Source organism: Calidithermus chliarophilus DSM 9957, from assembly GCF_000430045.1.
Taxonomy (GTDB): Bacteria; Deinococcota; Deinococci; order Deinococcales; family Thermaceae; genus Calidithermus; species Calidithermus chliarophilus.
The window spans coordinates 2,133,923-2,154,477 of the sequence record NZ_KE387023.1 but is presented as its reverse complement, the minus strand read 5'-3'; the positions used below and the strand labels follow the sequence as shown (position 1 = coordinate 2,154,477).

The 20,555-nt window shown below is 61.2% G+C and carries 23 protein-coding genes; 14 read left to right on the top strand and 9 right to left on the bottom strand.

What is annotated here, in order from left to right; translation table 11 throughout:
- Positions 1-139 precede the first annotated feature (139 nt).
- From MEICH_RS0110500 to MEICH_RS0110485, 4 genes are all read right to left on the bottom strand, one after another.
- Complete coding sequence (locus MEICH_RS0110500) at positions 140-1,009, bottom strand: alpha/beta fold hydrolase (protein WP_027892580.1); 870 nt, start codon at positions 1,007-1,009, stop codon at positions 140-142.
- A gap of 16 nt (positions 1,010-1,025) precedes the next feature.
- Entirely contained in the window at positions 1,026-1,256 is a 231-nt protein-coding gene (locus MEICH_RS0110495) for a hypothetical protein (protein ID WP_027892579.1), read from the bottom strand.
- 61 nt (positions 1,257-1,317) lie between these two features.
- Positions 1,318-1,911: a class II aldolase/adducin family protein gene (locus MEICH_RS0110490; protein WP_027892578.1), complete on the bottom strand. Its 594-nt coding sequence runs from the start codon at positions 1,909-1,911 to the stop codon at positions 1,318-1,320.
- Complete coding sequence (locus MEICH_RS0110485; RefSeq protein WP_027892577.1) at positions 1,911-2,522, bottom strand: pyridoxamine 5'-phosphate oxidase family protein; 612 nt, start codon at positions 2,520-2,522, stop codon at positions 1,911-1,913. Before MEICH_RS0110485 ends, MEICH_RS0110490 begins: the two co-directional genes overlap by 1 nt.
- On the opposite strand from MEICH_RS0110485, the gene MEICH_RS28665 reads away from it, so the two are divergent.
- Positions 2,512-3,189 (top strand): hypothetical protein, encoded by a 678-nt coding sequence (locus MEICH_RS28665; RefSeq protein ID WP_157202723.1) that lies wholly within the window; start codon positions 2,512-2,514, stop codon positions 3,187-3,189. The two genes, MEICH_RS0110485 and MEICH_RS28665, sit on opposite strands and share 11 nt — an antisense overlap.
- Here the strand turns inward: MEICH_RS28665 and MEICH_RS30700 are convergent.
- Positions 3,131-3,595 carry an IS630 family transposase gene (locus tag MEICH_RS30700; protein ID WP_245587659.1) on the bottom strand — a complete coding sequence of 155 codons (465 nt, stop codon included), beginning with the start codon at positions 3,593-3,595 and terminating at the stop codon, positions 3,131-3,133. The two genes, MEICH_RS28665 and MEICH_RS30700, sit on opposite strands and share 59 nt — an antisense overlap.
- A 38-nt stretch (positions 3,596-3,633) precedes the next feature.
- Positions 3,634-4,083 carry a helix-turn-helix domain-containing protein gene (locus MEICH_RS24580; RefSeq protein WP_157202566.1) on the bottom strand — a complete coding sequence of 150 codons (450 nt, stop codon included), beginning with the start codon at positions 4,081-4,083 and terminating at the stop codon, positions 3,634-3,636.
- 116 nt (positions 4,084-4,199) lie between these two features.
- On the opposite strand from MEICH_RS24580, the gene MEICH_RS28660 reads away from it, so the two are divergent.
- From MEICH_RS28660 to MEICH_RS0110465, 13 genes are all read left to right on the top strand, one after another.
- Positions 4,200-4,397 carry a hypothetical protein gene (locus MEICH_RS28660; RefSeq protein WP_157202722.1) on the top strand — a complete coding sequence of 66 codons (198 nt, stop codon included), beginning with the start codon at positions 4,200-4,202 and terminating at the stop codon, positions 4,395-4,397.
- Between the two features lie 484 nt (positions 4,398-4,881).
- Positions 4,882-5,283 (top strand): HNH endonuclease signature motif containing protein, encoded by a 402-nt coding sequence (locus MEICH_RS30695; protein WP_084542269.1) that lies wholly within the window; start codon positions 4,882-4,884, stop codon positions 5,281-5,283.
- A complete protein-coding gene (locus MEICH_RS28655; RefSeq protein ID WP_157202721.1) occupies positions 5,280-5,774 on the top strand; it encodes a hypothetical protein in 495 nt (164 codons plus the stop codon). Before MEICH_RS30695 ends, MEICH_RS28655 begins: the two co-directional genes overlap by 4 nt.
- A gap of 219 nt (positions 5,775-5,993) precedes the next feature.
- On the top strand, positions 5,994-6,380 hold the full coding sequence (locus MEICH_RS28650) for a hypothetical protein (protein ID WP_157202720.1): 387 nt from the start codon (positions 5,994-5,996) through the stop codon (positions 6,378-6,380).
- Between the two features lie 12 nt (positions 6,381-6,392).
- Positions 6,393-7,007, top strand: a complete 615-nt coding sequence (locus MEICH_RS28645; RefSeq protein WP_157202719.1) for a hypothetical protein — start codon at positions 6,393-6,395, stop codon at positions 7,005-7,007.
- Positions 7,008-7,812: 805 nt separating this feature from the next.
- A complete protein-coding gene (locus MEICH_RS28640) occupies positions 7,813-8,328 on the top strand; it encodes a hypothetical protein (RefSeq protein WP_157202718.1) in 516 nt (171 codons plus the stop codon).
- 549 nt (positions 8,329-8,877) lie between these two features.
- On the top strand, positions 8,878-9,075 hold the full coding sequence (locus MEICH_RS28635) for a hypothetical protein (protein ID WP_157202717.1): 198 nt from the start codon (positions 8,878-8,880) through the stop codon (positions 9,073-9,075).
- A 43-nt stretch (positions 9,076-9,118) separates the two neighbouring features.
- Positions 9,119-9,298, top strand: a complete 180-nt coding sequence (locus MEICH_RS0110470; RefSeq protein WP_157202716.1) for a hypothetical protein — start codon at positions 9,119-9,121, stop codon at positions 9,296-9,298.
- Positions 9,286-9,615, top strand: coding sequence for a hypothetical protein (locus MEICH_RS28630; RefSeq protein WP_157202715.1), 330 nt, complete (start codon positions 9,286-9,288; stop codon positions 9,613-9,615). Before MEICH_RS0110470 ends, MEICH_RS28630 begins: the two co-directional genes overlap by 13 nt.
- A 189-nt stretch (positions 9,616-9,804) precedes the next feature.
- Positions 9,805-10,206 carry a DUF6883 domain-containing protein gene (locus tag MEICH_RS28625; RefSeq protein WP_157202714.1) on the top strand — a complete coding sequence of 134 codons (402 nt, stop codon included), beginning with the start codon at positions 9,805-9,807 and terminating at the stop codon, positions 10,204-10,206.
- Positions 10,203-10,409, top strand: a complete 207-nt coding sequence (locus MEICH_RS27990; RefSeq protein WP_084542268.1) for a DUF4926 domain-containing protein — start codon at positions 10,203-10,205, stop codon at positions 10,407-10,409. The genes MEICH_RS28625 and MEICH_RS27990 overlap by 4 nt, the downstream gene beginning before the upstream one ends.
- Positions 10,410-10,701: 292 nt before the next feature.
- Entirely contained in the window at positions 10,702-11,028 is a 327-nt protein-coding gene (locus MEICH_RS30690; protein WP_084542267.1) for an AHH domain-containing protein, read from the top strand.
- 15 nt (positions 11,029-11,043) lie between these two features.
- Positions 11,044-11,616 carry an imm11 family protein gene (locus MEICH_RS0110465; RefSeq protein ID WP_027892574.1) on the top strand — a complete coding sequence of 191 codons (573 nt, stop codon included), beginning with the start codon at positions 11,044-11,046 and terminating at the stop codon, positions 11,614-11,616.
- A 412-nt stretch (positions 11,617-12,028) separates the two neighbouring features.
- On the opposite strand, the gene MEICH_RS28620 is transcribed toward MEICH_RS0110465, so the two are convergent.
- From MEICH_RS28620 to rpoB, 3 genes are all read right to left on the bottom strand, one after another.
- Entirely contained in the window at positions 12,029-12,286 is a 258-nt protein-coding gene (locus tag MEICH_RS28620; RefSeq protein WP_157202713.1) for a hypothetical protein, read from the bottom strand.
- A gap of 30 nt (positions 12,287-12,316) precedes the next feature.
- The gene (locus MEICH_RS0110460) at positions 12,317-16,891 is read right to left on the bottom strand and encodes a DNA-directed RNA polymerase subunit beta' (RefSeq protein WP_027892573.1); all 4,575 of its coding nucleotides are present in this window, start codon (positions 16,889-16,891) and stop codon (positions 12,317-12,319) included.
- Between the two features lie 80 nt (positions 16,892-16,971).
- Positions 16,972-20,349 carry a DNA-directed RNA polymerase subunit beta gene (gene rpoB, locus MEICH_RS0110455; RefSeq protein ID WP_027892572.1) on the bottom strand — a complete coding sequence of 1,126 codons (3,378 nt, stop codon included), beginning with the start codon at positions 20,347-20,349 and terminating at the stop codon, positions 16,972-16,974.
- Positions 20,350-20,555: the final 206 nt, after the last annotated feature.

The following is a 20,555-nucleotide window of genomic DNA, read 5'->3' as shown; positions in this document are numbered from 1 at the left end:
TGGCTATGATAGGCCCAAAAAACGCGGTATAGGCTGGAAATTCTCGCAAGGACCCGGTTAGGTAATTTTACCTAAAAGCCCTTACCCGGCCCGGCCCAAAGATCACAGGGGCGGGCTCAGCCTGCTTCCGGACGGCGTTTTACCCGGCCTCAAGCGCCTCGAGGAAGCCCTGCACGGCCTCGCTGAAGGCGGCAGGCTGGTCGATCCAGGGGTAGTGCCCGGCCCCCTCGACGACCTCCAGGCGGCCCCCTGCCAGGTCCACCACGGTCTCGGCCTGTTCGGGGTAGCTGGTGCCGTCCAGCGAGCCCACCACCACCAGCGGCTCCAGCGGCAGCTCGAGCAGCCTCGAGCTGTAGTCGAGCTCCCACAGCCCGTTGTAGACGAACATCTGGCCCGGGGCGTCGTTGCCCAGGATGCCCGCGCCCTCGCTCAGCCACTCGAACTCCATGCGCCCGTGCTCGCTGGGGAACATCAGCGCGTCGAAGACGGCCTTGGGCTCGAGCGCCCCGAAGGCCTCCTGCAGCGCCAGGCGGGGGTCTTCGGGGGCCGCGGCCTCGGGCAGGTCGCGCAGGGCCAGCGAGGCGCGGAAGACGCGGCGGGCCAGGGCCGGGAAGCTCACCCAGGGGCCGACCAGCCCCAGCGCGGCGACCCGGGGCGCGAAGCGGCGGGCGTACTCGAGCGCCGGCACCGCCCCGAAGCCGTGGGCGAGCACCCCCCAGCGCCCCAGGCCCAGGTGCTCGCGCAGGGCCTCGAGGTCCTCCACCAGCGCGTCCACGGTGAACAGCCGGGGCTCGGGCTCGAGCTCGGGGCTGCGCCCGCCGCCGCGCTGGTCGAAGTAGATCACGCGGAAGCCGGCCAGCTCCTCCTCGAGCCCCTCCCGCAGCACGTAGGCCGAGCCCCCGGGCCCCCCGTGCACCACCACCACGGGCGGCGCGTCCTCCGGCCCCACGTCCTCGACGTAGAGCTCGACCTCGTCGTTCACCGCGATCACGTCAATCTCTTCACGCATACGCACCGCCTGCGATTCAAAGGGGGGCCGCGGGGTCGGCGCCCCCGGCCTCCATCAGCTCGAAGGCCCAGACCCGGAAGCCCTCCAGCCGCGCCGCCTCAGCCTCCATCGCGGGGCCGACGGCCCAGGCCTCGAGCAGGTAGAGCCCCTGCTCCGGCCGGTACAGCAGCCGGTAGGGGTGGGGAAAGCGCCGGGCGAACTCGCGCAGCCCGTCCGCGTCTTTGCCTTCGACGAAGATCACCCTCATCGGCCCTCCATTATGGCGCCCGGCGCCTGCGCCGTGCGGGCGCGGCCCTTGCCGCGGCGAATCAGCCTCGGGGCAACGACCGCCACAGGCGCTCCAAGAACACCACCTCGCAGGCCTCCTCGAGGCTGGTCATCAGCGAGTAGGCCTTGAGCAGCGACTTCTCCGCGCTCTCCTCCACCCCCTTGACGAAGGCCCCGTGGCCCCGCAACACGCAGGCCTTGTGGGTCTTGAGGGCCTCGGCCACGGCCTCGGCGGCCTCCTCGGTGGCGGAGGTGGTCGCGGGGGAAAGCACCGGGATGGTCCCGAAGTAGTAGCGGCCCTCGAGGTCGATGGGCTCGATGGCGTCGAGGTGGAAGGACAGGGCGATGGCGTGGCGGGGGTGGGCGTGGACCACGGCCACGGCGTCGGTGTGGCGGTAGATGGCGCGGTGGATCACCCGCTCGATGGAAGAGCCCCGGTCCTTTTCGGGGTCGGGCTCGAAGGGCAGGAGCATGAGGTCGTCGGCGGTGAGGTGGGCCTTCTGGACGCCGCTGCGGGTGATCCACAGCCCGTCCTTGTCCCGCGCCGAGAAATTGCCCGAGGTGGCCGAGGCCATGCGGGCGGCGAAGAGGTCGGCGCCGACCTGCTGGAAGGTGAGGAAGAGTTTGGCTCTCATCAGTACAGGGTCTTGTGGTAGCGCTCGAGCATCTGCTCCTGGGTTTCGGCGGGATCGGCGGAACCGGTCTGGGCCTTGATCATCTCCCCCATCGAGGGCAACAGGCTACGCTCGACGCGGTATTCCCCGCTCCACAGCTTGGATCGCATCAGGGCCTTGGCGCAGTGCAGGAAAACCTCCTCGACCTCCACCCGCAGCACCGTGAGGGGCAGCCGCTCCCCCCGCGCGAAGAGCTGGCGCAGCTCGAGGTCGTCCCGCAGTTCTCCCCTGCCGTTGACCCGCAGCGACTCGTCAATCCCCGGCACCAGGAACAACAGGCCGACGGCGGGGTTGGAGAGCAGGTTGCTGAAGGAGTCCAGGCGGTTGTTGCCGGGCCAGTCGGGGATCAGCAGGTGGGTGTCGTCCTCCACCCGCACGAAGCCCGGCGCGTCGCCCTTGGGGGAAGCGTCGGCGCGGCCATCCAGGCTTTGGGTGCACAGCACGCAGAAGGGGGATAGCTCGAGGAAGCGCCGGGCGTAGGGGTCCAGGCGGGCGAGCTGTTTTTTGAGCGAGCGTTCGCGCGGCTGGGGGTAGATCTGCCTGAGCTGTTGGGGGGTCGCGATGATCGCCATTCACCCTACTGTACCCAAAAGCCAAGATACCCGTCAGAACCGAGGCCGAAACCCGAGGGCGGGAAGACCCAGGACCCGAAGGAAGCCACCTAATATCAGCTTCGGTTCGTTCAACGACGAATACCAGCCAGTGCTCGAGCCCATCACCCCAGGCACGACCGAGAAGCGGGTCACCTACCTGACGCTGAGGGACGACGAGACCGGCCTCACCGAGACCCTGACCACCACCTTTGGCCACCCCTTCTACCTCGTGAAGAACGTGGACGGCACCAACCGCCCCGCGCCGGAGGGCCACGAGGACCTGGGTATGCCCTGGGTGGGGGCGGGGGAGCTGAAGCCGGGGGACAAGGTACGCCAGGCCGACGGCACCACAGGCAGCGTGACACGGGTGCAGAACACCCTAGAGACCCGCCAGATGTACAATCTGGACGTCGCGGTCGCTGACACCTTCTATGTGGGCGAGGGGCAGTGGCTGGTTCACAACTGCGGTGACCTGAAGCTTTTCAACGCTCTAACGGATGGAGACAGCTTAAGTGTTGAAAACACCTTGTTCCTTGGGTCGAAAATCCTTGGCGGCAAGCAGATTCCGGCAGGTAAGTATTTCCCCATTAGATTTTTACCTCCACAGCCCCCAGTAGGTCCAAGGCTTGCAACAGGGCTTGCTTGAGGTGGGAGAGGCTAGCGTAATGGCGGCGGGGCAGAAGGTAGGCTTTGAGCTTTCTCCAAAAGGTCTCGATGAGGTTGAGCTGAGGGCTGTAGGGAGGCAAGAAGCGTAGATAGAGGTTTTGCGCTTGCCAGGTTGCCAGCCGAGCCTGGATCAGCTTGGCTTTGTGGAAGCTGGCATTGTCCAGCACCATGACCGTGAGCTTGTTTTGCTGGCTGGCTTGTTGGGCCTGCTTCTCAAGAAAAGCCAGTACCGCTTCTTTCGTACATCTACCTTCCAGTACTGCATACTGCCCGTGCCTCCCAGCGTACGACCAGGCGCCGATGAGATTGATCCGCCCGGCGCCGCCAAAGTATCGGGGAACCCGGCGCTGGTGCGGCTGCCCCTTGAGCGTCCAGCTATAGCCTATCGGTAAGGTCAGGCCAAACCCACTCTCGTCCAGATACTTCAGAATGACCCGACCTTCGAGCGCCCCCTTTTCAGGGTGTCGAGCGCCGCTTCAGCCTGTCGCAGCAACTGGGGGTCGGGCTGACCGGCCACGACGTAGCGATCCCGTTTCCAGGCGTAACCCAGTTGCCGGAGGTTGCGTCGCACGCTCTCCTCGTCTACCTGGATGCCAAACTCCAGGGCGATGGCTTCCGTCAACTGCCGCGCATTCCAACAGCGGTCTTCCGCCAGCTTATCCCGCATAAACTGCAAGGCCTCTGCGTGGAGTTTGCGCCGATTGCCTTTCTGGGGACGATCCGCCAGTCCCTCGAACTTCCGGCTTACCCAGGCATTCAGCGCTGCGCCAACCGTCCGCACGTGGCATCCGACATACCCGGCAATCCGGCTCATCTCCCAACGCTGGTTCGACAACCGAATCATCTGACTGCGCAGCCTCACCTTCTTGTTCATGTGGGGGCTTTGCTCGATAGCCCGCAGTTGTTCATCCTCTTCTTGGCTCAACTCAATGTACCGAAAGTTTCCCACTGTAAAAGTCTATCGTGAGTGTACTTAGAAGTGGAATGTACATGTCTGACGCGCCTATCGGTCAGGTGAATGGTAAGGATGTTTATGGGCGTGTTCGGATTACTGATGATGACATCCAAGGGCACGGAATGCAGCCCCATGCCAACTTCGAGCTGGTCACAAAAGTTGTTCGACCGGACGGGAAGGTGACCTGGCAGGTAATGGACAACAAACACATCATTTTCTCGAACAAGCCGTAGCGAGGACATTCATGCAAAACCCCGAAATCTTTGACCTAGAGTTTCATCTTGACGATCAGAGCCGCGTCCTTACTGTCAGCTTGAATGACTTAGCGCTCGAGAGCCTGATTCGCCAGCTAAGCATTCTTCGAGAACGACGTGCTGGAGCCCACTTTCACCTAGACGAAGACTCGGGATTGTCAGGAAACCTCAAGGAGGTAATACTGCAACGTCGTGGATGAGCAGGATTGGGCTTATCAGCCTCTATCTGTATGGATGTTTGGGTGCTCGAGTTCGACTCGAGCACCCCCTGTTTTTGCCAAATATCGCTACTGCGGTGCTACGGCTGTGCCTGATGGGTGCAGCTCGAGACCGATTCGGCACGTCCCGCTGACTAAAACTTCCACTCGAGTGCGGTGCTAGGGCGGTGCTGTAGCCACCCGAAAATTGCCCTCGTTTTTACACCTCCGCGTGTGCTGGACAGCATCCAGTCGGCCCGCATCCGATGTACAATCTCACTGTTGATGTCGCTCACACGTATTACGTGGGCGAGGGGCGGTGGCTGGTTCACAACTGCAACAATGTCCTTAATGCCAACGGGGTGCCCTACCCTGTCATTTACGATCCGCGCACCAATCGACCCATTGCTTTTCCGCCTGTTGGCGAAAGCTTAACCTGGGTTCCCAAAGAGCAGAGGGTGCCTTGGACAAATATGGAGCGCGCGGAGTTGATAGCTGAGTGGCACAGAAGAGGTTTTCCCAAACCAGAAGGTGGGTGGGATAAGTACGACATCCATCACATAAGACCGCGTGAATACGGGGGAACCAACGACTTCGGGAATCTGGTGCCTGTGAGACGCGACATTCACCAGCAGCTCTTAAACCCCTGGTGGCAGGGATACAAATGAGCACGCCATACGCAAGGGTTTTGGAATTCTTGAGGGACTTTGGCAGCGAGCCCAGGCGCATAGTTCAGAGGGGTGTGGCGTCACCGACCCCCTTGAGGTGTGTCCGCTTTCCACTGAGTAGGACTCCGGGTACGCAAGACAGGTCTTTCGGCTTTAGGCCCGAGCTGATTGAGTTCTGGAATCAGGTAGGCGTCCTCCGCTTGTTCGAGGACACGGAATACGGGCAGTGGGGGTTGGTGACTTTGCCGCCTTATGCTTGCATTGAGGTCACTGAATTCGAAAGGAAGAACCGCCCGACAGAATTTAGAGATGGCGACCTCATAGTGGCTGAGTTCCTGGGCGATCTGGAAAAGGTTGTTGTCACTGCTGACGGTAGAGCCTACGTTTGCCTACCGCTAGACGGTAGAGCTAGCTGGCCGCTTGTAGGAACTGATTTCGAGGAATTCCTGCTTCGGTTCATAAGTAGCGGGGGTGTGAAGTTTTGGGATTGAGGTGTTGCGACATAGAAGCAACCATGCCGCCCGGTTACCTAAGGAAGCTTAATGCGGTGGGCCCAGGGAGTGTCCGTGGCTAGAAGGCTGTTCAGAACCACCAGTAGCTTGCGTGCGCAGGCCACAAGCGCGCACTTCTTGGGCTTACCGCCTTCCAGCAGCCGTCGGTACGCCTGCCGCACGGCGGGGTTGCGGCGGACGGCGGTGGAGGTGCGCCGGATGTACAACCTCGACGTCGCGGTCGCTGACACCTTCCACGTGGGCCAGGGGCAGTGGCTGGTTCACAACAGTGCGCCATGCACAAGCCTACTAGATCGATGGATTCCGGGTGTAAAGCCCCTTGCGGAACGCGGACCATCCGCCGTACGCCAAGGTGACAAAGCTGGTGATTACGGTATTGCCCTTGATGATTTCAAGGATCTAGCTGATAGATTGGGTGTTGATCCGTCTGACATAAGGCCTTTAGCTAATAGCGAGTATGAAGGCTATATGTTTAAGGCGCCTGATGGAAGCTTTATCATTGTCCGATCCGGATCAAAATGGGGGCCTCCTACCATCGAACATCATGTAGATGGCAAGATAAAATACAAAGTTCGTTACAAGTAGGAGGGCGATGCCATGCTCGTTAGAAGAACTGATATTCCCTTTTATCGGAAGAAGCTTGGATTCCTATGGGGGGATGTTTGCATTGTTCCGGTAAGGCCAGATTGGGTCGCTGTAGTAACAGAGACGATTGATTTGGTGCCTGAATGTGTTGATCGGCTAATCAGAAGGAGTGCTGATCTGGGTGTCTCAAGTATCTTTTTCGAATCGCATCACGATTACGGCTTGAGTGAGTTACGAGATCTACCAGATAAACCCATTAATTTACAACCGCAACTCCATGAACCCAATCAAATGCTCGAATTTAAGATTGAGGGTTTGCACAGCATGGGTGAATCTGAAAAAGCTGTGATCCGGGAGCTGTTTACGTTATGCAATGGTCTTATAGTCACAGATACCGAGCAAATTGCCATTTTAGTTACTCATGATGATGTTACGCTTATACTTGGTCAGCAAGAAATAGTCGAGGGTGTATGCGGGTTATCTATTGAGCGAGGTTTTTCATGGCTGGCCGAGTTCGCAAAGTATATTGGCGACAACAAATTTTTGCCAAACCTATACAAGAATCTTCGAAAGTATCCAAATGGATTTTCTGGAAGATTCGCCAATTTATGTGAAGGTATATCCTGAAAAGAAGCCATGTCAGTCTAATAAGCCTTGCTCCGCACGGTGAAGAAATCTACACATTTGGGTTTAGTTCATAAAAAGAAGTGTGGAAGTAACCATGTTGATAGCTCGAGGTCCACCGGAATCCCAGGCTGGACGTCGCCACCGCCGACACCTTCTACGTGGGCCAGGGGCAGTGGCTAGTGCATAACTGCGGTGGAAAAATAGAAGGGAAGGTACTGTTGGCCTTCAACACTCGTTTTATCGGCATGCTTACGAATGGTGGGGAATGCAGAAACCAACAGGCGCTGATGCGGGAAATTTCACCGAAAAATATCTTCCCCAATGGCAAAAACTGCTGGAGCGTGCAAGCAACAGTAAGGATGTAGTTGATTGGAGTACAGGATCAGACGCGACGAGACTGCATCTCGCATATATTGACGGAAAATACCTCGCGGTCCAGTTTTACAAGAGCGGCGATCGGGCCGGGGAATTGGCTACAGCGTTCACACCAAATAAGGACCAGCTACGGGCGATCCGGCACCTCCTGGGGAAGTAACATGACAGAACCGACAGGTGAGCTGTTGCACATAAGCTTTTTTATTCCAGACGTCTCAGCCGAGAATGCACTGCTAGCGCTCGTCAAGCTTTGTTGAGTTCCAATGCGTCCTTTCAGGGGATAGGACGTGGTTACGAGAAACCGGCAAAACAGCCTGGTGGTTGTATTCCCTTGGCGCGTATATACCGAGGTCAAGAGGTAAAAGTCACAGACCTTGACGACCTTATCTCTCAACTAAACTCTGAAGATTTCTGCCTTCTTGAGGTAGTAATGAACAATGTCAGTGATGTGTACCCTGAGGAGTGCGCTATCGTTACATATGAGAGTATTTCGGATGAAGCAACCGGACGGAGTATTCCCGCTGTGACCATACTTACTTCCGGTGACGTTTTCTCCCTCTCTCGGATTCCGGTTCCCAACTCTGAAGTGTACAGGCAAAAGGCGCACAGCGCGGGGCGTAAGGTGTACCGACGGTTCCTTAATTTAGTGGATTTGCTGAGACCTGCATACGGCGCGATCTCGGTGGAGTGGCCGCTTGAGTCACCTCCAGATTTGGCCAAAGACCCTAGAAGCAAAGCGTTGCGAAACCTCTACATTAGCAAAAGCCACTTTGATAGCAGAACCATCGTGAAGATACGTTCTTTGTACGCACAAGCCTACATTGAGGAGCTTGAAGGCGGTTTATATGCCTCTACCATGAGGGAGTTCAACCCGAAAGGCGTCGAGGTTGATTTTGGTGATTCTGGTACCGAGGTTGCGCGGTTGATCTCGAGGCTAATACCCTAGAACGTGTTTTGGGCTCTAGGGCCGGGCCTAGGGGATGAGCCGCAAACGCTATCCCAGCGACGTGAGCGACGAGGAGTGGATGTTCGTGGCCCCCTAATAGTGTTTGTGAAAGGGGGAAGGTAATGGCTGGCCTTCTGTGTACGTGTGACTACCTAATCGATTCTGGGAGCGTCCCGTGCCCTTATGAATGGGAAATTGTTTCTCAGAAGGACTGGTTTGAATGGAACGATTCAGGACAGGATAGTTTTGCGCTACAGAAGCGTATGAAGGTACTGCTCGAGTGCCCGAACTGCGGGCGGCTGTGGTTCTTTAGAAATGGCTTCTCCCAGCCTCCTGAGCTGTACGAACCAACTCCTTATGACCCCAAGACCTGATCTATGCATCAACCGGCGAAGAACGCAGACAACAGCTAGCTCCCTGGGCCCGAGGGCTACGACCTTCCGCAGAGCTGGGTAGACGCTGAGAGCCTGAACCCGGAGGCAAGGTGCGCCAGGTGGAGGGACGACCAGCACCGTAACGATGGTGCGGAACACCCTAGAGACCCGCCAGATGTACAATCTGGACGTCGCGGTCGCTGACACCTTCTATGTGGGTGAGGGACAGTGGCTGGTGCATAACTGTGAGACGGTGGCTTTTGGTCTACAGGCTAGAGGTCTGCAAAACTTTGCCAATCAACAAGGTGCGAAGACGTTTGCTGATTTAGGGCTGAATCCTACAAGCGAAACGTTCATGGACGATTTTGGTTAAGTCAATGACCGATGCTAAACAGATCAAGTTTAACCTTACTGACATGAATAATATCGGCGAGTTGATTCGCAATCCTCAGTTCGGTGTGGTGGGGGGTTCGACCAACTGGGAGTTACAGGTAGTATCATTCACCCCTGAGTTCCGAGCGAAAACCACTTTCTACTACGGCGACAAGACTTACACCTATGAGCAACTTTTGGAGGCTTTCCCGTGGAAGAAGTAAGGCCGGAGACCAGCATCAGGATAGTTGATCTCTTTGAAGCCGTGATGGAGAGGCCGGGTATGTATACCTTAGAGGGAACATACCAAGAGGCCATCGCATTTCTGGAAGGCTGGGAAGCTGGGTTCGTGAAGGGCCATGCAGAACTCGAAGGAAACTTCTATTTCCGTGAAGTTAAGCGCTACCAACTTTTCAAGGCTTGGCTTGCTGTAAAACTCGGCGTTGACGAAAAGGAAGCCCTAAGAAGCCTTGGTGGTCAAGGTACGGGATCAACCAAGTTTGCCCTTGAGATGTACAGAGAATTCAAGGCTGGCTTATAGGCCGACAAGTCAAGTTTTTAGGGTGGTCAAGTCAGACTTGACCACCCTATTTTCTTTGCAGCGGTGCCAGCTCGGTGCTGCCGCTCTTCTGGTTCCTCTTCTTGGTTTTGGGGTAGGTCGTTCAGATTTCCAATGTTGATGGCGGCCTCCCGCCGCTGCTGGTCGTAGAGGTGGATGTAGACCTGTAGGGTGAACCCCACGGTCGCGGTCGCCGACACCTTCCACGTGGGCCAGGGGCAGTGGCTGGTGCATAACTGCAATATTACCATTGACCCCAGAAAATTTACGGACTACGTGCTCAATTCCGAAAAGAGTAAGGGCAAACACGTGATTTATGAAGGTCTTGGGTATAGTAAAGATGACGCTGAGAAACTAATGCGTATTTACGAGGAGCAAGCGTTGGAAAAGTATAAAGCCGGAGACTATACGCTAGGGGTACAGGACAAGTATGGTCAACGGATCAGCATTGAAATCACTATCCCTGGCAAAGGAGAGGCAACAGGAAAATCGTCCAATCTAATCTCGGGTTGGATGATCGAGCCTGATGGCTCTCTTCGATTGATTACGCCGATGGGAGGGTGGCCGAAATGAGTACCCAGCCATTGCCTCCATTTGCACTGGTTCGTCTAATTAGCGATGCCTATGGGAAATATGGCCTGAAGATTGGTGATGAGGGAGTGATAGTTGATGTTTACGGAGATGAGGCATATGAAGTAGATTTTACTGATAGTGAAGGGAATCCAATTACTTTCGTCGCCGTAAAGCAGGGCGATGTGGAACTTGTAAAGCCCTGAACGTAGGAGCAACCATCTTGACCCCAAGGAACCCGTAATCATGCCTCACCCGACCTGCTCCCCCGGCTCACTCCCCTCCGGCACCCTTGCTCACAGGGGGGTCAGCGGCCTGTGGATTTTGACCAGCGTCTTCCTCCTGGGCATCGGCAACCTGGCACTGTGCTGGACATCGCCACCGCCGACACCTTCCACGTGGGCCAGGGGCAGTGGCTGGTGCATAACTGTTGCTCTCAAGAGGACTTTGGCGCAGCGATTCGGTTTCGACCCTGGTCCTGGATACTAGCCACACCACATAATCCCTGAGAGCCTTAGGAACACCCCGATCGTTCGACTTGCACAAGGCGCTGGATGGGACATCGACGGTGGGTTCAATGGCATATTCCTCCCTAGGGCTGCCGCCCAGAGCATCTTGGATGAACTTCCCGTCCATAATGGCTGGAGTGCAAGACACGCTGTGTACAACCAATATGTGAGGGGGTTGCTGAACGACCTCTCCGCCCGTGCTGCTAGAGAGGGGTGGGCCCCGCAACAGGCTGCAAAGGCACTGGACGACGTTTCACGCAAGCTTACTGACGACATCGTAAGACTTGGAGGGGGTGTCCCGATAAATCGTCCCTGACCCTGGGAGGTTGGCATGTACTTCATCTTTGAGAGTTCGTACGACGAGCTGCAGGAGGAGGCCGACGTGGCACAGGCAGTGGATCTGCCGGAAAGTTTTCATGAATTCGTATGGAATCGGCTTTGGAGGGCCGAACCGATCGGCCCGGACTTCCCTGCCCTCGCATTTTCTGTAAACCCTACCACACACCTGCTAGACAATCATGTCACCGATACGGGCGATGGCATCTACTCAGAGCGGCTCATTCAGCTATTGAAGGAGACGGGAGTAAAACACGAGGCTTTCCCAGTAAAGGTCGTCAACCGCGCAACAGGGGAGGTGCTACGAGTCAAGTACTACTGGTTCCATCTCCTTGAGCAGGCCGACGCTTTTGACAGGAGCAAGAGCAACATTACACCGTCCGGCAAGGTTAAGGGCCTAAAAATCTCGAAGCTCTTCGACGTTGCAAACTTGCCGATCTTCCGTGACGCAAACTTACCTCAAATCGTCTTGGTAAGGGACAGCTTGAGACAGCTCTTAGATAAGAGTGGTATCACAGGGTGTTCATATCTCGATATAGAGAGCTACGGCAAGCAAAAGAGGGCTTGATGGGTTTGATCAGTCGGGGAGCCTCGGGCTATGACCACTAGTACAGTCCCTACCCCCTTTGAGCCTCTGCGAAGAGGTGAGTTCATGGGCGGCGATTCAAGAGGATAAGAGGATACATGGATAACCAAAGCCCAGCAAAACAGGCTTTCGCCACACGCAACACGTCAGGAAGAAGCGTTACCGTGATTTTTGAACCTTGGCTGACCGAGGTTACTCTAGAGCCTGAGAGGCAACTAGATATAGAGGTGCATCTAGAGGATAGCTCGCACTTGGGCACGATTGAAGATTTGCGCCCTCACATCTGGATCGGGGAGGACGGGCATGTTGCGATACACTGCCCACGCATGGGGATTCCTCGTGCATTCCTGGATGGGAGCGAGTTACAAGGCATAACCTACTAAAATCGGTAAACCTAGGGGCGCTCGAGTAACCTCGAGCGCCCTTGTGTTGCCTCTCCTTGCTGCTCGAGCCAGGGCTGATTCGGCCCATCTATGCGGGCATAAAACCGCCTCGAGCGCGGTGCTGTTGCGGTGCTGTGGCCCTCTTGCCCTCGAGCCCCGTTCTTGCCCGCCTCGGGCTTCGGGTTGTTGGCCGCCGAAAACAGGTCGAACGCGGCCTGTTTCCACTGCTCGTCGTAGAGGTGGGTGTAACGAGAAAAACCCTCCCTCATGGCTGAGGGAGGGGAAGCGTGCCAGAGGCTTTACGCGTCGCGACCGGGCTGCTCGGGACGAACACCGGGGCGACGGCCGGAGATGGCGGGGGCCTGGTCGGACTCCTTGCGGAGGTCCTCGAGGCGCTTGAGGGTCTTGGTATCCACCACCTGGGTGTCGCGCACGAAGTCGGAGCCGGTGCCCGCGGGGACCAGCTTGCCCAGGATCACGTTCTCCTTCAGGCCGATGAGCTCGTCCATCTTGCCGGCGATGGCGGCCTCGGTGAGCACGTGGGTGGTGTGCTGGAAGGAGGCGGCGGAGAGCCAGCTACGGGTGGAGAGCGCGCTCTTGGTCACGCCCATCAGCACCGGCTTCCAGGCGGCGGGGAGCTTGCCCTCCTCGCTGAGCTTCTCGTTGGCGGCCTCCACGTCCCACTTCTCGATGACCTGGCCCTCGAGGAAGCGGCTCTCGCCGGGGTCGGTGATCTCGACGTACTTGAGCATCTGCCGCACGATGACCTCGATGTGTTTGTCGTGCAGCTTCACGCCCTGGGCGCGGTAGACGCGCTGGATCTCGTCGACCAGGTAGCGCTGGACGGCGTCGGGGCCCTTGGCGTCGACGAGCTGGTGCGGGTCGATGGCGCCGCGGGTGAGGGGCTGCCCGGCCTCCACCAGCTCGCCCTCCTTGACGATGATGCGGAAGTCCTTGGGCACCTTGTATTCCTTGTTGAAGCCCTCCGACATCACGAAGATGCTGGTCTTGTCCTCGTGCTCCTCGATGTGGATCGAGCCGTCGATCTCGGCGATGATGGCCTTGACCTTGGGGCGGCGGGCCTCGAAGAGCTCGATGACGCGGGGCAGACCCTGGGTGATGTCGGTGCCGGTGGCGACGCCGCCGGTGTGGAAGGTGCGCATGGTGAGCTGGGTACCCGGCTCGCCGATGGACTCGGCGGCCACCACGCCCACGCTCTCCCCGATGGAGACCAGCTTGGCCGCGCTGAGGTCCCAGCCGTAGCACTGCTGGCAGACCCCGTAGCGGGTGCGGCAGGTCAGGGGCGAGCGCACCGGGACCTCCTCGATGAGGTTGGCCTCGGCGGCTTTGTAGATGAACGCGACGTCCTCGAGCGAGAGCTGGTTGCCTTCGCCGAAGGTGCGCCCATTGATCTCGAATTCGCGGGCCACCGTGCGGCCGTAGAGGCCCGACTCGATGTCGCTCCTCTTGCGCAGGCGCTTGGCGCGGAAGGCCTCGTCGAACTGGGTCAGCGGGATGGTGATGTACTCGGTGGTGCCGCAGTCGGACTCGCGCACGATGACCTCGTGGGCCACGTCGTGCAGCTTGCGGGTGAGGTAGCCCGAGTCGGCGGTGCGCAGCGCGGTGTCGGCGCCGCCCTTGCGCGCGCCGTGCGAGGAGATGAAGTACTCCAGCACCGTGAGGCCCTCGCGGAAGGAGGAGAGCACCGGGCGCTCGAAGGTCTCGCCCGAGGGCTTGGCCATCAGCCCGCGCATCCCCGAGAGCTGGCGGATCTGCTGCTTGTTACCGCGCGCCCCCGACTGGCTCATCATGTAGAAGGGGTTGAAGGGGAAGTTCTGCTCGAAGTTGTCGAACACCGACTTCGTGACCTTCTCGGTGGTCTCGCTCCACAACTGCACGATCTGGGTGTAGCGGTCCTGGTCGGTCATGAAGCCCATCTCGTAGGCCTGCTCGATCTGGGCGAGCTTGGCGTCGGCCTCCTCGAGGTAGCGCCGCTTCTCGGCCGGGATCACCGCGTCGTCGATGCCGATGGTGATGCCGGAGGTGGTCGAGAGCATGAAGCCGTAGTACTTCAGCGCGTCGAGCAGCTTGGCGGTCTTCTCCACGCCCAGGAGCAGGAAGGACTTGTAGACCAGGTCCTTGAGGTTGTCGCGCTCCATCACCAGGTCGTAGTTGATGAGCTCGGCGGGGGCGTCCTCGCCGACGGCCTCGAGCACGATGCGGTTGAAGAGCACGCGGCCGGGGCTGGTCTCGAGGAGCCGCTCGCCGATGCGCACGCTCACCACGTCCTGCAGGTCGATGACGCCGTGGGCCACGGCGGTGAGGGCCTCGTCGGGGTTGGCGAAGATGTACTTCACCCGGCCCACGCTGGTGTCCTTGCCCGCGACCTTGATGGGGGTGTTGAGCGCGACCTCCCCGGCCTCGTAGGCGGCGATGGCCTCGGCGACATCGCCGAACTCGCGGCCGGCGCCCTTCTTCTCGCGGCGGAGCTGGGTGATGTAGTAGATGCCCAGCACGATGTCGCGCGAGGGCTTGGCGGTGGGCTCACCCGAGGCCGGGGAGAGCAGGTTGTGCGAGGAGAGCATCTGGATGCGGGCCTCGGCCTGCGCGTAGCTCGACAGCGGCACGTGCACGGCCATCTGGTCGCCGTCGAAGTCGGCGTTGAAGGCCTCGCACACCATCGGGTGGAGCTGGATGCTCTGGCCCTCGACCAGCACGGGCTGGAAGGCCTGGATGCCCAGGCGGTGCAGGGTGGGCGCGCGGTTGAGCAGCACCACCTTGCCGTGGATGACCTCTTCCAGCGCGTCCCAGACCTCGTCCTTGATGTCGCGGGAGCGCTCGAGCATGCGCCGGGCGTTCTTGACGTTGTTGGCGATGCCCTTCTCCTCCATCTTCTTCAGGAGGAAGGGCTTGAAGAGCTCCAGGGCCATGCGCTTGGGCAGGCCGCACTGGTGCAGCTTGAGCTGCGGGCCCACCACGATCACCGAGCGGCCGGAGTAGTCCACGCGCTTGCCCAGCAGGTTCTGGCGGAAGCGGCCCTGCTTGCCGGAGAGGATGTCGGTTAGAGAGCGCAGCGCCCGGTCGGAGCCGGGGTTGGTGACGGGGGTGCCGCGGCGCCCGTTGTCGAGGAGGGCGTCCACGGCTTCTTGCAGCATGCGCTTCTCGTTGCGGATGATCATCTCCGGCGCACCCTGCGAGAGAAGCTTCTTCAGGCGGTTGTTGCGGTTGATGAGGCGGCGGTAGAGGTCGTTGAGGTCGCTGGTGGCGAAGCGGCCGCCGTCGACCTGCACCATGGGGCGCAGGTCCGGGGGCAGCACCGGCACGGCCTCGAGGATCATCCACTCGGGCTTGTTGCCCGAGTCGCGGAAGGCGCGCACGACCTCCAGGCGCTTCCTGGCCTTGGCGCGGCGTGCGCGGCTGGGGTGCTTCATCTCCTCGACCAGCTCGGCCTCGAGCACGCCCAGGTCGAGCTCCTTGAGCAGGGCCTGGATGGCCTCGGCCCCCATGCGGGCGTCGATGTCGTACGACTCGATGACGCGCACGTTCATGCGCACCAGGTCCACCTCGACGCGGCCGTAGATGTCGCTCGTGACCTTGCCGCCGTCGGCCAGGCTGTCGCCGGGGCTCACGCGGTCGCCGTTGGTGACCTCGACGTCGTCGTCGAAGGGATAGACCTTGGCCTTCATCACCACGATGGAGGCGGGCTCGTGCAGGTGCACGACGCCCTCAGCCTCGGCGATGACCTCCTCGGCGGCCTCGATGGCGCCCACCAGCTTCTCGCCCTTGCGCACGCGGGTTCCCTCACCCACCAGCACGTGCATGTGGGGCTGGAGGGGGTAGTCCTTGGCCTCGGTCCACTCCAGCGTCACCGACAGCTCGACCTCGCGCTTGCCGGAGGCCTCGAGCTCGCTGACCTTGACGTGGCGGGGCATGCGCACCAGGCCCTTGCCCTCGGCCAGCACCTCGCCCTTGCCGATCAGCTCGCCCTCGCCCACCTTGGGCCGGAAGCCCACGGGGAGGAAGTACACGGCCGCGACGGTGCTGGTGTCGGGGTCGAGGATGCGGATGAGCGCGCCCTCCTCCCACTCGATGAGCTGCACCGCGCCCGCCTCCTCGCTGAGGATCTGGTGCTTGTCGGCGACCTCGGCCAGCGGCTCACCGGGGCGGTAGCTCTTCTGCTCGATCCAGCCGTCGCGGGGCAGGGTCAGGTGGGCCCGCTCGCGCTGCACGTAGTCCACGCGGATGCGGCGGGGGAAGCGGAAGAGGCACAGCCCGTCCATCTTGCTCACCACGCCGGGGGCGAGCTCCTGGCCCTTCCTGACCTCGTCGCCGTCCTTCACGCGGGCGTCGACGCCGGCGGGGATGGGGTAGGTCTCCTGCTTGCCGAAGCGCAGCTCGCGGTACTCCTCGTCGGTGAGGAGCTGGCGCTTCTGCACCGGGGTGCCGCCCAGCATCGCGCCCCGGGGGTCGATGGTGATGTACTTGGCGAAGTAGAGGACCTGCTCGAGCTCCTGCGCGGAGAGGTCGAGGAGGGTGCCGATCTTGGAGGGCACGTCCTTGACGTACCAGATGTGGGCGGTGGGGGTGGCGAGCTCGACGTGGCCCATGCGGTAGCGCCGCACGATGCTCTTGGTCACCTCGACGCCGCAGCGCTCGCAGACCTTGCCCTCGAAGCGCTGGCGCTTGTACTTGCCGCAGGCGCACTCGTAGTCCTTCTGCGGGCCGAAGATGCGCTCGTCGAAAAGCCCGTCGCGCTCGGGCTTGAGGGTGCGGTAGTTGATGGTCTCGGGCTTCTCGACCTCCCCGTAGCTCCAGCTACGGATCTTCTCGGGCGAGGCCAGGCCGATGCGTACCTTGCGTACTTCTCGTTTCATCATTTGTTCCCTCGCTGATAGCCGATAGCGGATGGCTTAGGGCGGAAATCTCGAGGCTATCGGCTATTCGCTATCAGCTATTAGCGCCTGGAGGCCAACCCCTCGAAAATGTCCAGGTTCTTCGCGTTCTCGTCGTAGGTGTCGACGTCGAGGCCCAGGGCCTGCAATTCCTTGACGAGCACGCGGAAGGACTCGGGCACGCTGGCCTCGGGCACGTCCTCGCCCTTGACCACCGCCTCGTAAGCGGCGTTGCGGCCTTCGATGTCGTCGGACTTGATGGTGAGGATCTCCTGCAGGGTGTGGGCGGCGCCGTAGGCTTCCAGCGCCCACACCTCCATCTCGCCGAAGCGCTGCCCGCCGAATTGGGCCTTACCGCCCAGGGGCTGCTGGGTAATGAGCGAGTAGGGGCCGGTGGAGCGGGCGTGCATCTTGTCCTCGACCATGTGGTAGAGCTTCATGATGTACATCACGCCCACCACGATGGGGCCCTCGATGGGCTCGCCGGTGCGTCCGTCGTAGACGATGCTCTTGCCCTGCTGGGCCACCTGGCGCAGTTGCTCGACCACGTCCTTCTCGCCGTCGACGATGCCCAGCTTGGCGGCGCGGCGCAGCACCTCGACCTCGCGGTTGTCCACGCCGAAGCCCTCGCGCTGGCGGCGCTGCCACTTGAGGTCGAAGGCCTCGCCCAGGAGCTCCTTGATCTGCTCCTCGGTGGCGCCGTCGAAGACCGGGGTCACGAACTTGATGCCCAGGTCTAAGCCGGCGATGCCCAGGTGGGTCTCGAGGATCTGCCCCAGGTTCATGCGGCTGGGCACGCCCAGGGGGTTGAGCACGATGTCGACGGGGGTGCCGTCGGGCAGGTGGGGCATGTCCTCGGGGGGCAGGATCTTGGAGACCACGCCCTTGTTCCCGTGGCGGTTGGCGAGCTTGTCACCGACCTGGATCTTGCGCTTCTGGGCCACGTAGACCCGCACCACCTCGCGCACGCCGGGCTTGAGCTCGACGCCGGGGTCGCCGCGGCGCAGGCGCAGGGTGCGCACCACGATGCCGCCCTCGCCCGGGGGCACGCGCAGGGAGGTGTCCTTCACGTCGCGGGCCTTCTCGCCGAAGATGCTGCGCAGCAGGCGCTCTTCGGGGGTGGGCTCGGTCTCGCCCTTGAAGCTCGTGCGGCCCACCAGGATGTCGCCCGCCTTGACCTCGGCGCCGATGCGGACCACGCCGTCCTCGTCGAGGTCGCGCAGGGCGGCTTCGGAGAGGTTGGGGATGTCGCGGGTGATGCGCTCGGGGCCCAGCTTGGTGTCGCGGGCCTCGATCTCGTAGCGCTCGATGTGCACCGAGGTGTAGAAGTCGCGGCGCAGCAGGTCCTCGGAGATCACGATGGCGTCTTCGAAGTTGTAGCCGTCGAAGGGCATGATGGCCACGACCACGTTCTGGCCCAGGGCCAGCAGGCCCTCCTCGGAGGCCGGGCCGTCGGCGAGCAGGTCGCCCTTCCTGATCTCCTGGCCCACCACCACGCGGGGCTTCTGGTCGAGCGCGGTGCCCTGGTTGCTCCGCACGAAGCGGCGCAGGGAGTACTCGCGCAGGCCCTTGTCGGTGGCGCGCACGGCGATGCGGGTGCCGTCGACGTACTCCACCACCCCGTCGACGTCGCTGTAGAGCGAGGTGAGGCTGTCGCGCACCACGCGCTCCTCGACGCCGGTCATCACCACCGGGCTCTCGGCGCGGATCAGCGGCACGGCCTGGGCCTGCATGTTCGACCCCATCAGCGCGCGGTTGGCGTCGTCGTGCTCGAGGAAGGGGATGAGGTTGGTGTTGACCGAGAAGACCTGCTTGGGCGAGACGTCCATGTACTCGACGTCCTCGGGCCGCACGATGATGGGGTCACCCTTCTTGCGGGCCACAACCCGGTCGGTGTCGATGGTGCCGTCGGCGCGCACGGGGGTGTTGGCCTGGGCGATGATGTACTTGTCCTCCTCCGAGGCCACCATGAAGTCGACCTGGTCGGTGACCTTGCCGCCCACCACCTTGCGGTAGGGGGTGAGGATGAAGCCGAGCTCGTTGATGCGGCCGTAGGCGGCGAGCGAGGAGATGAGGCCGATGTTGGCGCCTTCGGGGGTCTCGATGGGGCAGATGCGCCCGTAGTGGGTGCGGTGCACGTCGCGCACGTCGAAGCCGGCGCGCTCACGGGTCAGACCGCCCGGGCCCAGCGCCGAGATGCGGCGCTTGTGGCGCAGCTCGGAGAGCGGGTTGGTCTGGTCCTTGAACTGGCTGAGCTGGCTGCGCCCGAAGAACTCGCGGATGGCCGCGACCAGCGGGCGGTTGTTGACCAGCTTGGCCGGGGTCGCGCTCTCGGGGGTGCCCAGCAGCATGCGCTCACGCACGCCGCGGGCCAGGCGGGAGAGGCCCACGCGGAACTGGTCGGCCAGCAGCTCGCCCATGGTGCGGATGCGGCGGTTGCCCAGGTGGTCGATGTCGTCGGCCTCGAAGCCCTCCACGCCGCTCTGCAGCGAGAAGAGGTACTTCAGCACCGGCAGGAGGCCCTCGTCGCGGAACTCGCCGTCGACGAACTTCAGCAGCATGCGGCCCGAGAGCTCGATGCCCAGCTTGGTCTGGGCCTTGTACTTGCCGGCCTCGCCCAGGTCGTAGCGGCGGGGGTCAGAGAGCAGCGAGTGCACGTAGGCGATGGCCTTGTCGCGCTTGGGCGGGTCGCCGGGGCGCAGCTCGGTGAAGAGCTTCAAAAGCGCCTCGTCGGGGCTCATCTCCAGCGCCTTGGTGCCGCGGTACTGCGCCTCGAGCAGCCCCGGCAGCAGGTCTTCGAAGCCCTTGAGCTCGGCGGCGAGCTTGTCGGCGGTGTAGCCCAGCACCCGCAGCAGCAGCGCCAGCGGGAACTTCTTCTTGTTGACCTTCATCACCACCACGCCGCTGGGCTCGAACTCGAGGTCGATCCAGGGGCCGCGCTTAGGCAGCGGGATCACGCTGGCGACGTACTTGCCCGGCCGCGCCTGGTCGGGGGTGAAGTAGACGCCCGGCGAGCGGTGGATCTGCGAGACGATCACGCGGTCGGCGCCGTTGACGATGAACGAGCCGTCCTCGGTCATCAGGGGCAGGTCGCCCAGGAAGACCTCGTCCTCCTTGATGAGGCCGGTGTCCTTGTGGATGAGCTGGAGCTTGGCGTAGAGGGGGGCCTGGTAGGTCAGGTCTTTTTCACGGCATTCGTCTTGGTCAAAAGGCGGCTCTCCCAAACGGTATTCCAGGAAGTCCAGAACCAGCCCGCCCCGCCCGCGCTCCCCTTCCTCGATCGGGAAGGTCTCCTTGAAGGCCGCCTGCAGCCCGACGTTCTCCCGCTTGGCCGCGGGAACGCCCATCTGCAGCGCCTTTTTGAAGGATTCCACCTGAATCTCGGTCAGGGGCGGTAGGGGGATCACCTCAGCAATACGTCCAAACCGCTCTATCTTCATGCATACACCTCTAAAACCCTCCGCTCGTGGGGGTTGGCTCCCAACCGTGCCCGGCTCGGGGTCGCTCTGGTTATGCGTAAGCTAACAGGGTTCTTCCGCAGAACACCCTACCGGTGCCTGCGGCGGCTGGCTCTTACGTTGTGCCCGCTTGGCGCTGCCAAAACAGCACGCCCATGAGTATAGCACATGGGCAAAGCTTAGCGCAA